Consider the following 10,769-nt stretch of genomic DNA (forward strand, 5'->3'; position numbering starts at 1 on the left):
TCACCCAACCACGACGACAGAGTCGGACGTGAAATTATATTTTGGAACCTCGAGGTTCTTCGGCGCCGGCCCCTGGCGGATGCGGCCGGCGGTATCATAGGCCGAGCCGTGGCAGGGGCAGAAATAGCCGCCGAACGGCCCGCGATTCTCGCCCTCGCCCGCGCCCAGCGGCACGCAGCCGAGATGCGTGCAGACGCCCAGCGTGATCAGCCAGTTGGTGTGGCCCTTCGCCGTGCGCTGCTCCAGCGTCTGCGGATCGCGCAGGCTGGAGAGCGGCACCGCGTCCGCCTCGGCGATCTCCTTGGGCGTCAGGTTGCGCACGAACAGCGGCTGCTTGCGGAAGCTCGTCTTGATTGCCTGGCCCGGCTCGATCTTCGACACGTCCACCTCGGTGGTGGACTGCGCGAGCACATCGGCCGACGGGTTCATCGAATTGACCAACGGAAGCACCACGACGCCGGCACCGACAGCCGCCACCGAAACGGCGGCATACTGGAGATAATCGCGGCGGCGGGGGTTTTCAGGACCGGCCAGATCGCCTTCAATTGCCATGTTTACCCCTTGCACTTCGAACTTGCCGCGGCGAACGCGCGGGTAGGACGTGACGCAGACACGGGCGCTAAGGCCCCCCTCGCGGCCCACCGGTGTCTCCCGATTAAGCCAGCTGGCCTGATAGACGGCGCCCAAGCGCTTCCGCAACAGGGATTTTGAGCGACTTGTTACGCAAGGGAAGAGAAGGCTAGGAGCGCGACCATGCGACTTGCCCTGTTCGAGCCCGATATCGCCGGCAATGTGGGTGCCGTGCTGCGCCTCGGCGCCTGTTTCGGTGCGCCCGTGGATCTGATCGAGCCGATGGGATTCGCCTGGAACGACGCGGCCCTGCGCCGCGCCGCGATGGATTATGGCGGCCAGGCCGACGTGGTCCGCCACGTCGATTTCCATGCCTTCGCCGAAAAGCTGCCGGGCCGGGTGATTCTCTTCACCACCCGCGGATCGATCCCGCTCACCCAGGCGGTCTTCCAGCCGGGCGACACGCTGCTGTTCGGCTCCGAGAGCCGCGGCGCGCCCGATCATGTGCACGAACGCGCCGACCTTGCCGTGCGCATCCCGATCCGCGCCGGCCTGCGCTCCTTGAACCTCGCCGTGTCGGCGGGCATCGCGCTTGCCGAAGCGCTGCGCCAGACAGATGGATTCCCCGAACAATGATCGAGCCGGACGAACAGCAGCAGCGGGCCCGCACCTGGTTCGAGAGCCTGCGCACCGCGATCTGCGCCGAATTCGAAGCAATCGAGGCCGAGGCGGGATCGGATGCGAAGTTCGAATATATCGCCTGGGACCGCACCGATCCGAGCGGCGCGCCCGGCGGAGGCGGCGTGCGCGGCGCGATGAAGGGCAAGGTGTTCGAGAAAGTGGGCGTCAACGTCTCCACCGTGGGCGGCACCTTCGAGGGCGAGTTCGCCAAGTCGATCCACGGCGCGGGCGAGGACCCCAAATTCTTCGCCACCGGCATCAGCCTGGTCGCACACATGGCCAATCCGCACGTGCCCGCCGTGCACATGAACACGCGCTTCCTGACCACCACCAGGCGCTGGTTCGGCGGCGGCGCCGACCTGAACCCGCCCCTCCCCCGGGCCGAGGACACCGAGGAGTTCCATGCGGTGCTGAAGGCGGCGTGCGATGGGCACGATCCCGCGCACTATCCGCGCTTCAAGCAATGGGCGGACGAATATTTCTATATCCCGCACCGCAAGGTGCATCGCGGCGTGGGCGGCATCTTCTACGATCACCTCGAGAAGGACTGGGAAGCGGACTTCGCCTTCACCCAGGATGTCGGCCGCGCGTTCCTGGAGGTCTATCCGCGGATCGTGCGCCGGCGGATGGGCACGGCGTTCGGCGAGGCCGACAGGCAGCGCCAGCTCGAATGGCGCGGCCGCTATACCGAGTTCAACCTGATCTACGACCGGGGCACGCTGTTCGGACTCAAGACCGGCGGCAACATCGACGCGATCCTGATGAGCCTGCCCCCGCTCGCGGCATGGTCGTGACTTCCATTCTCTCCGTCATCCCCGCGAAGGCGGGAAGCCAGGGTAACGGAACGACGACCTGCCCGACTCTGGATCCCCGCCTTCGCGGGGATGACGAAATGGGGGCCGGGACGAAGGAGGGAAGATGGGCCTGATTCCCGTAGCCGACGACCAGATCGCAACCGTCGTCACGTCGCTCGAGATGCTGGAGCGGCCGCGGCCGCGGCCGCTGCCCGATTCGCCGCTGCGGCTGGTGCGCTGGAGCGCGCCCGATCCGGGCAAATATCGCGCGCTGTTCCGGCGCGTCGGCGAGCCCTGGCTATGGTTCTCGCGACTGGTGATGGACGAGGAGCGGCTCGCCACGATCCTCCACGATCCCCGCGTCCACGTCTTCGCGGCGGTCGATCGCACGGGGATCGAAGTGGGGATGCTCGAACTCGACTTCCGCGCCGAGGCGACTTGCGAGCTGGGCTTTGTCGGGCTGGTCCCGGAGCTGGCGGGCAAGGGACATGGCAACTGGCTGATGGCGCATGCGCTGATGCTCGCCTGGACGCCGGACGTGACGCGCGTCTGGGTGCACACCTGCACGCTCGACCATCCAGGAGCGCTCGGCTTCTACCGCAGGCACGGCTTCACGCCCTACAAGCGCACGGTGGAGACGTTCGCGGATCCGCGGCTGGCCGGCGTGCTGGCGCCCGGCGCGGCGCCTCAGATCCCCTGCCTGATCACCCGATAGGCCGCAGCCTGGAGCAACAGCTGGGCAATCCCCGCCACGGTTGCGAATCCACCGGCCAGCAGCGCCGTCACCACGTTGGCGACCTGGCCCTGGGGAGCCGCCGGCAAGAGCTGGCTCAGGAAGGAGAGCGGAATCATCACCGCCATGCTCAGTCCGAGCAGGCGCCAGCCATTGCCGCGGCTGCGGCGCATCGCCTCGGCGAATCCGTCGAACGGCCCGCGTTCGGGCTCGGCAACTATCACCGCCCAGACAAGATAGCAGCGCCCGATCGCGTAGAGCCCGGGCACGATCAGCAGCAAGCCGAGGCCAACGAGCACGCCAGTGGCGAACATCGCGAAGACCAGCCCAGGCAAGAGGCCGGTGACGCGAGCAATGGCCTGCCCCACGGTCGGCCGCTTGGAATCGAGCAACAGCACGAGCATCGCCGCCCCGCCAAACAGCTGCGCGGCGATCGATAGCGCCAGCCAGGGCAGATTCGCAGCATACCATCCGCGGACCGCCTCCATGAGCGCATCGTCCGCCAGCTTCTCGATGGCAGGCCGCGGCACGAACAGGTCGAACGCGAAGACCGGCAGCAGATAGAAGATGCCCGCGACAGCCAGCAACACCTCGCGATTGGCGCGCCACATCGCGGCTGCGTCGGCAAGGACACCGTCATAATTCAGTTTCATGCCCGGAACGCGCCTTCGCGCAGCCCGGCATCGGCCGCGAGCGCCAAATAGAGCTTGGCGGTGAAGACAGGCACCAGCACGGTGAAGCCCGTCTGGACCGCGGCGACGACGATCGAGGTGAGCACCCCGGCCAGCGTGACACCCTCCGCCGGGCCGCCGGCCACGAGCGCGAAGATGCTGCCGAACACCATGTTGGCCGCCAGCATCGAGACCCAGGAGACGAGCGCGAAGAGCAGGATCACGCCGATGATCCGCCAGGTCATGCCGCGCGTGAGCTTCCACGATTGGCGCAGCGCGGAGAACATCCGCTTCTCGCGCACGATCACCGGATTGGTGACGAACAGCCGCGCGCCGACCCACAGGAGAAGCGCGAGCAGCGCCAGCCCGTAGAGCGCGATGCCGCCCGCGATCTGCGGCCCGAGCCCGACATTGGTGCCGCGGGCGATCTCCATCAGGTCGTATCCGCTCAGCTGCAGCGCCAGCGGGATCGGCAGCACCAGCACGAACATCACCGCGAACAGCAGCACCGAGACCGCGAGCGCCGGCAGCAGCCGGGCGCGCCCGATCGCTCCCGCGCCGCGGGCGCTCGCCACGTCGAGCGCCATCGCCGAGATGGTGAGCGAACCCCAGAGCGAGAGGATACCGAAGGCAAGCTGGACGAGATAGAGCGACAGCACCAGCTCGGGGCTGCCCCCGGCCTTGGCCGCCTGGAAGCTGCCCTCGATCGAGGCCGGCACGAAAAAGGCGAGCAGCGCCACGGGCAGGGTCGCGCCCAGATTGTCACCCAGAAACTCCGCCGTCCGATCCCAGACGGTGCCCATCTTCGCCATGCGCCCGATCTCCTCCCTCGCAGGCGGTGTTAGCGGGCGCGCATTATGTTGCCAATGCTTGCGCAATCGCTTTCGGATGCGCAATTCGCATGTCGATGAACCAGGATATCGAATGGCGGGTCGCGCCGGAGCCGATCGAATATGGCGCCGCGCTGGCCGAGATGGAGGCGCACGCCGCCGCGCTGACCGCCGGCACCGCGCCCGAACGCGTCTGGCTGCTCGAGCATCCGAGCGTCTATACCGCCGGCACCAGCGCCACCGACGCTGGCGAACTGATCGACCCGCGCTTCCCCGTGTTCCGCACCGGGCGCGGCGGGCGCTACACATATCACGGACCCGGCCAGCGCATCGGCTATCTGATGCTCGACCTGCGCCAGCGGAAGCGCGACGTGCGCGGCTATGTCCATGCCGTCGAGGGCTGGGTGATCGCCGCGCTGGGCGAGCTGGGGATCGAGGCGTTCCGCGCCGAGGGGCGCATCGGCATCTGGACGATCGACCAGACCGGCCGGGAAGCGAAGATCGGCGCGATCGGCGTGCGGATCCGGCAATGGGTGACGATGCACGGCTTTGCCGTGAACCTCTCGCCGAACCTGGGCGATTTCAACGGCATTGTCCCCTGCGGCATCGCCGAGTTCCCCGTCACCAGCGCCGCCGCGCTCGGCAAGCCGGTAACATCCCGGCAATTCGATTCCGCGCTCCATGCCACATTTTTGCCATTTTTGGACGCTCTCACCTGAGCGCAGGTCAAATCGAGTCTTGAGGGGTTTGCCCGAACCGTCTAATGTCCACTCCGGTTTGGGTATTAAACGGCGTAACCGTAATCCAAATCCATAATCTAGGGAGCTTTCTACATGCGTGCAGTCATTTCGAAGATCGTTGCGGGCTCGATGATCGCCGGCGCGGCCCTCCTGGCCTCGGCGTGCACCAGCAACGAGTCGACCAACGTGACCAACACCACCGAAGTCGTTCCGACCGAGAACGTGACCACCGACACCATGGTCACCAACATCGACGCCGCCGCCACCGAGAACGGCGCCGTGGTCGAGAACACCACCACCGTCGAGACCAACACCACCAACGCGCACTGATCGCGCGCCCGGCAGGGTGTTTGAAGAAAGGGCCGTCCGGGCGACCGGGCGGCCTTTTTCGATTCCGGTTTTGCGATGAAATGCCGGTATGGCACGGCCCGAATGGTAAAAAAGGGGCTTCAACCCGGACTCGGAACGCCGTAACCCGTGCGCACGGGGTCAACTGGTAGTTTCGAGGGCAGCATGCTCGCATCGCGTATCGCACTTATGCTGGCCGGGGGGATCGGCCTGTTCGTATCCGCGCCGGCTTCGGCGCAATTCTTTCTCAAGCCCGCCAATCTGGAGAGCGGGCGAGTCACCGGCGCGGAGCCGGGGATGACCGGCCCGGCATTGCCGGGCGCCACCGCCACCGAGCTGCGCGCCGCGCTCGCCTGGAACCTGCGTGCCGCGCTCAATGTCGCGGCGCTCCAGTGCCAGTTCGAGCCGACCCTGTTGTCGGTCGACAATTATAATTCGCTGATCAAGGATCACGCGATCGAACTGCGTGATTCATACGCTACGCTCGAGAAATATTTTGAACGAGCGTACAAGAACAAGAAGCAGGGCCAGCTAGAGCTCGACAAGTACGGCACCCGTATCTACTCCGGGTTCTCGACTGTTCAGGGGCAGCTCTCTTTCTGCCAGACGGCCGCCGCAATCGGCCACGATGCCGTGTTCGTGAAGCCGGGCAAGTTCGGCGACCTGGCGCAGGACCGCATGAAGGAGCTGCGTGCCAGCCTCGGCCCCTGGGGCGAGCAATATCGTCCGTCGGGCTATATCATCACCGGCATGTACGGCGTGAAGATGCCGCCCTTCGGCAACGAAAAGTGCTGGAAGAAGGGCCAGTACCAAGTCAAGAAGTGCGGCCCGTTGCTGCTCGACTGAGCCGGGGTTGAGAACCCAAACAAGTATCTGATTTTCCTTCGTCATCCCCGCGCAGGCGGGGATCCAGGATAATGCGGGATATCGGCACCACCGCGCGAACGCCGTCCGGAGAGGGCAGCGCCCTGCCGTCCCGGTTCCGCGTCTGGCCCTGGATCCCCGCTTACGCGGGGATGACGATTGAAGGAATATGAGTCCCCAACCTGGGGCCAAGACTCGTTCAGCAAACCTCGTCATCCCGCGAAGGCGGGGTGGGCGGACTATTTGACCAGCACGTCCCGGAACGGCGCGTCGGTGCCGTCCACCCCGGCCTTGGGCGGCAGGCCGATCAGGTCGCGCAGCAGCGGATAGACGTCGACATTGGTGAAGGCCGGCAGCGTCGCCGGGCGGAAGGCCGGGCCGTTGGCGATGAACAGCGCGGTCATCTCCGGGGCCATGTTGTCGAAGCCGTGATTGCCGCCGATCTGGTCGGGGTCGATATCCTTCTCGCCGACCTGCCAGCCGGTTTCCGCCAGGCAAAAGATCGGGGGGATCCGCGGATTGGTGCCATAGTGGAAGCGCGCGGGGATCTCCCCCTTGCGCCAGCACTCGAAATGCGCGTGCTTGCCGAGCAGCGCCTTCTCCACCGCTGCCTCGCGGCCCGGGGTGGGGATCAGGCTCAGATAGGGGCCGGATTCGACCAGATGATAGTCCTCGGCCTTGAGGAGCTTGTTGATCGAGATCGCACGCTTGCCGCTGGTTTGCGCCATGCCGTGATCGGCGACGATGACCAGGTTCGCGGGCTGGCCGAGCTCCGCCAGTCCGTCGAGCAGCCGGCCGATCGTCCGGTCGATGTCCGCCACCGCATCGGTGGTGCGCGCGTCGTCCGGGCCGTACATATGGCCGGCATTGTCGATCGTGTCGAAATAGACGGTCAGGAATTTCGGCCGGGTCGCGGCGGGGCGGCGCAGCCAGTCGATCACCGCGTCGACGCGCTGCTTTCCGGGGATCGCCTGGTTGAACTGCGCCCAGTCGCTCGGCCGCGTGCCGCCCTGAATCTCATAAGGCCATTTGTCCGCCTTCGCGCCGCCGATCGCCACGTTCGCGCCGGGCCAGAATTCCGTCGCGGTGCGGATGCCCGCCTTCTCGGCATCGACCCAGATCGGCGCGGCCGCGTTCCACCAGAACGGGTCGTCGCTCGCCATGGTGAAGACTTCCTTCGGCCGGGCCGCATCCTCCATCTTGTTGGCGGTGATGCCGTGATGGTCGGGATAGAGGCCGGTCACCAGCGTCCAGTGGTTGGGAAAAGTCTTGGACGGGAAACTCGGGTGCATCGGCGCGGTGACGCCGCCGGCGGCGAGGCGCGAGAGATTGGGCGTCACGCCGCGCGTCAGATAATCCGAACGAAAGCCGTCGATCGAGACCAGGATCGTCACCGGCGGGCGCTGCTCCGCCACGGCCGGAGCGGGCGCCGCGGCGGGCGGCGGCGCGGCGACCGGCGCAGTCGCACAGGCCTGGAGAATGGCGGCCAGTGCCGCGGCGGCGATTTTCGAATACCAGCGCATGCGCGGCCCCCTGACAGCGAAATGTTGCCGGGGTAAGTCGTTACATGCCGGCGCCCGGCCGGGCAAACCATGCGCGGCCGGGCGCCGTCCCGCCCTGGGGGTGGCGGACCTCCCGTGCCTACATCGCCATGCCGCCAGGCCCGGCGATCATCCACAGCGCCATGCCGATCATGAACAGATTCTCGGTCAGCGAGACGAAGCCCAGGGGCACGTTGCTGCTGCCCCCCACACAGGCGCATTTGAGCGTGCGCCGATCGACATAGACTGCCTTGAACACCGAAACCGCGCCGATCGTGCCGATGGTCAGGCCCAGCGGCGCGGCGAACCAGGAGAGCGCGCCCGCGGCCATCAGCACGCCCGCCAGCCCCTCCAGGAACGGATAGGCATAGGCATAGGGCACCCAGCGCCGCGCGAGCAGATCATAGTTGAGGAACATCGACGAGAATTTCTCGATGTCCTGGAGCTTGAGCATCGCGAGCACGCACATGCTGAAGCTTACGAACCATTCGGCCGCGCGCACCGTGAAGGGCGAGCCGGTCGCCGCGAAGCTCGCCGCCATCGCCATCGCCGCCGTCATGGCGAACAGCGCGATCACCGGGCGATAGCTGGTCGCGCCCGGCTCGGCGACCTTGCCGCCGAAGAAGCGGGTCAGGTCGTCATTGCCGCCGATCCGCTTACCGTCGATGAAGGTCTGCGGCGTGGTCTGCACGCTGTGCTCCCACTTGAACGCGTCGGTTGCTTCCCGCGTCGTCAGCCAATGGTCGTCCACCGTATAGCCGTGCCGCTCGAGCTGCCATTTGGACTTGATGCCATAAGGGCAGACATGATCGGGCATTACCATGCGATAGAGCGTCGCGCGCTTTGCGTTTCCAGTCATGAGCGCCCATATACGGTCCGTACCATGGTACGGAGTCAAGGCGGAATGCTGACGATCGGAAAATTGGCGGAGGCAGGCGGCGTCGGCGTCGAGACGATCCGCTACTATCAGCGCCGCGGGCTGCTCGCCGAGCCCGAGCGCGGCTATCATGGCGGGGTGCGGCGATATGGCGCGCAGGAGGTACGCCGGTTGCGCTTCATCCGCTCGGCCCAGGCCGCGGGCTTCACGCTGGAGCAGATCGGCGAGCTGCTCGCGCTCGACGCGCGCGACGACCGGCCTCGCGCCCGCGCCCTGGCCCGCGAGCAGATCCTGGTGCTCGACCGCAAGATCGCCGAGCTTGCCGCCGCACGCGACGCGCTTGCCAGGCTGGCGCACGAATGCGGCGGAGGCGATGCGGGGCCGTGCCCGATCCTCACGGCGTTCGAAGGATAAATCCGCCGTTCATTTCGCGCCCGCCACCATGGCGCGAAACGGGGAGGGGCAGATGCGGATTCTGATCGGGCTGATCGTGGCGTTGGGGCTGGCGGGGGCCATGCCCGCATCGGCGAAGGATGCACTTTCCCTCGCGCCGGGCACCGAGACCGCGGCGGACGGCCGCCCGGTCCGCTACGAGATTGGCGCGATCGAAGTGCCGGAAAACCGCGCCAGGCCCGATGGCCGGCGAATCGCGGTGGGCGTGCTGCGGATCAAGGCCGCGAAGCCGAACGGCCAGCCGCCGATCTTCCTGCTCGTCGGCGGCCCCGGCGTTACCATGCTCGACACGATCGGCGACCAGAGCCCGGCGGCCAGGCGCAGGCTGGGGACATGGCTCGACTATAGCGCGGCCAACGATCTCGTGATCGTCGAGCAGCGCGGCTACACGCTGCGCGGCGACATGCTGGAGCTGCGCTATCCGGCGATGCCGCTCGACCGGCCCTCGACGATCGAGGACGATGTCGCGGTGATGCGCGGGCTCGCGCACGGTGCCGCCACCGCCAATCCGGGGCGCGACCTGGCCGGCTACACGATCGCCGAATGCGCCGACGATGTCGACGCGGTGCGCCGGGCGCTCGGCTATTCGAAGATGAGCCTGATGGGCGCCAGCTTCGGCTCGCAATGGAGCTTCGCAGTGCTGAAGCGCCACCCCGGCACGGTGGCGCGCGCGCTGATCGCCTCGGCCGAGCCGCTGAACAACGGCTATGACATGCCCAGCCATGTCTTCGCCGTGCTCCAGCGCGTCGCCTTCGAGGCGGAGCAGGACCCGGCGCTCCGGCCGTTCATCCCCCAGGGCGGGCTGATCGCGGCGGCGCGCACGGTGCGCGATCGCTTCGCGCGGGGCCCGATCACCATCGACCTGCCGGAGGGCAAGGTCGTCATCGGGCTCGGCGACTATCAGCAGGCGCTGTTCGCCAAGGTGGTCAACGCCGCGCGGTGGCCGGCCTTCGTCATCGATCTCCATCATGGCCGCTACCAGGCCTGGGCGCGGGAAGTGGCGGAGGGGCGCAAGGCGGGCACCCAGGCGCTGATCGGCCCGCTGATCGATACCGCAACCGGCGTCACCCCGGCGCGGCTGGCGCAGCTCGAGAGCGATCCCGCGCTCGACATGCTCGGCCGCTGGAACTTCGCGTCCTATCTGGGCTCGGCCGGAATGTGGCCGACCATGGATCTGGGCGACGGCTTCCGTCTGCCGGTGCGCGACGAGACGCCGATCCTGTTCGTCCAGGGCGATTGGGACGCGAACACGCCGATGGAGAATCTGCTCGACCTGCTGCCCTGGTTCCCTAATGCCCGGGCGCTGATCGTCCATCGCGGGCAGCACAACGGCCCGATGCCGCTGCTGCGCGACCATCCGGACGTCGCCGCGGCGGCGCTGCGCTTCCTGCGGGAAGGCGGGATGATGGGGCTGCCCAGCCGAGTCGAGGCGGCGCCGGTCAGCTTCGTGCTGCCCTCGGCCGGCGGCTGAACCAGCGCGCGATCAGCGCGGCATGCGCGCATCTCATGCCTTGCCGGCGCCGGGCGCAAGCGGCGCTTCATCCGATCCGCGCCGCATCCCGCCGCTAACCGGCCGCCGGTTCATTCCGGGTTCAGTCGTCGCTCCGTTCCTCGGGCGAAACGAAGTCGCGGGGAGGGCGATATGCGGGGCGGGAGCAGGGGGCTGG

At 67.3% G+C, this 10,769-nt stretch carries 13 protein-coding genes; 8 read left to right on the forward strand and 5 right to left on the reverse strand.

The window, feature by feature from the left end; translation table 11 throughout:
* Positions 1 to 552: a ubiquinol-cytochrome c reductase iron-sulfur subunit gene (gene petA / locus FFS08_RS20315; RefSeq protein ID WP_137864825.1), complete on the reverse strand. Its 552-nt coding sequence runs from the start codon at positions 550 to 552 to the stop codon at positions 1 to 3.
* A gap of 201 nt (positions 553 to 753) precedes the next feature.
* On the opposite strand from petA, the gene FFS08_RS20320 reads away from it, so the two are divergent.
* From FFS08_RS20320 to FFS08_RS20330, 3 genes are all read left to right on the forward strand, one after another.
* The gene (locus tag FFS08_RS20320; RefSeq protein WP_137864826.1) at positions 754 to 1,206 is read left to right on the forward strand and encodes a tRNA (cytidine(34)-2'-O)-methyltransferase; all 453 of its coding nucleotides are present in this window, start codon (positions 754 to 756) and stop codon (positions 1,204 to 1,206) included.
* Positions 1,203 to 2,045: an oxygen-dependent coproporphyrinogen oxidase gene (gene hemF, locus FFS08_RS20325; protein ID WP_137864827.1), complete on the forward strand. Its 843-nt coding sequence runs from the start codon at positions 1,203 to 1,205 to the stop codon at positions 2,043 to 2,045. The genes FFS08_RS20320 and hemF overlap by 4 nt, the downstream gene beginning before the upstream one ends.
* Before the next feature lie 124 nt (positions 2,046 to 2,169).
* Positions 2,170 to 2,760, forward strand: a complete 591-nt coding sequence (locus tag FFS08_RS20330) for a GNAT family N-acetyltransferase (RefSeq protein WP_137864828.1) — start codon at positions 2,170 to 2,172, stop codon at positions 2,758 to 2,760.
* Here the strand turns inward: FFS08_RS20330 and FFS08_RS20335 are convergent.
* Both FFS08_RS20335 and FFS08_RS20340 read right to left on the reverse strand, forming a co-directional pair.
* Positions 2,733 to 3,431, reverse strand: a complete 699-nt coding sequence (locus tag FFS08_RS20335; RefSeq protein ID WP_137864829.1) for a hypothetical protein — start codon at positions 3,429 to 3,431, stop codon at positions 2,733 to 2,735. The two genes, FFS08_RS20330 and FFS08_RS20335, sit on opposite strands and share 28 nt — an antisense overlap.
* Complete coding sequence (locus FFS08_RS20340) at positions 3,428 to 4,261, reverse strand: glycerophosphoryl diester phosphodiesterase membrane domain-containing protein (RefSeq protein WP_137864830.1); 834 nt, start codon at positions 4,259 to 4,261, stop codon at positions 3,428 to 3,430. Before FFS08_RS20340 ends, FFS08_RS20335 begins: the two co-directional genes overlap by 4 nt.
* Positions 4,262 to 4,350: 89 nt before the next feature.
* On the opposite strand from FFS08_RS20340, the gene lipB reads away from it, so the two are divergent.
* The 3 genes from lipB to FFS08_RS20355 all read left to right on the forward strand — a co-directional run bounded on the left by lipB (position 4,351) and on the right by FFS08_RS20355 (position 6,213).
* The gene (lipB, locus tag FFS08_RS20345) at positions 4,351 to 4,998 is read left to right on the forward strand and encodes a lipoyl(octanoyl) transferase LipB (RefSeq protein WP_171012732.1); all 648 of its coding nucleotides are present in this window, start codon (positions 4,351 to 4,353) and stop codon (positions 4,996 to 4,998) included.
* Positions 4,999 to 5,112: 114 nt separating this feature from the next.
* Positions 5,113 to 5,349, forward strand: coding sequence for a hypothetical protein (locus FFS08_RS20350; RefSeq protein WP_086131019.1), 237 nt, complete (start codon positions 5,113 to 5,115; stop codon positions 5,347 to 5,349).
* Between the two features lie 183 nt (positions 5,350 to 5,532).
* Positions 5,533 to 6,213, forward strand: coding sequence for a hypothetical protein (locus FFS08_RS20355; RefSeq protein WP_137864831.1), 681 nt, complete (start codon positions 5,533 to 5,535; stop codon positions 6,211 to 6,213).
* A gap of 257 nt (positions 6,214 to 6,470) precedes the next feature.
* Here FFS08_RS20355 and FFS08_RS20360 read toward each other — a convergent pair whose 3' ends face one another.
* Positions 6,471 to 7,754 carry an alkaline phosphatase family protein gene (locus FFS08_RS20360; protein WP_137864832.1) on the reverse strand — a complete coding sequence of 428 codons (1,284 nt, stop codon included), beginning with the start codon at positions 7,752 to 7,754 and terminating at the stop codon, positions 6,471 to 6,473.
* A 118-nt stretch (positions 7,755 to 7,872) separates the two neighbouring features.
* Entirely contained in the window at positions 7,873 to 8,631 is a 759-nt protein-coding gene (locus FFS08_RS20365) for a glutaredoxin family protein (protein ID WP_137864833.1), read from the reverse strand.
* Between the two features lie 45 nt (positions 8,632 to 8,676).
* On the opposite strand from FFS08_RS20365, the gene FFS08_RS20370 reads away from it, so the two are divergent.
* A complete protein-coding gene (locus FFS08_RS20370; RefSeq protein WP_137864834.1) occupies positions 8,677 to 9,063 on the forward strand; it encodes a MerR family transcriptional regulator in 387 nt (128 codons plus the stop codon).
* Positions 9,064 to 9,115: 52 nt separating this feature from the next.
* Positions 9,116 to 10,573, forward strand: a complete 1,458-nt coding sequence (locus tag FFS08_RS20375) for an alpha/beta hydrolase (RefSeq protein WP_137864835.1) — start codon at positions 9,116 to 9,118, stop codon at positions 10,571 to 10,573.
* The last annotated feature ends 196 nt before the right edge of the window (positions 10,574 to 10,769 follow it).

This window comes from Sphingomonas sp. 1F27F7B, from assembly GCF_005503355.1.
GTDB lineage: Bacteria > Pseudomonadota > Alphaproteobacteria > Sphingomonadales > Sphingomonadaceae > Sphingomonas.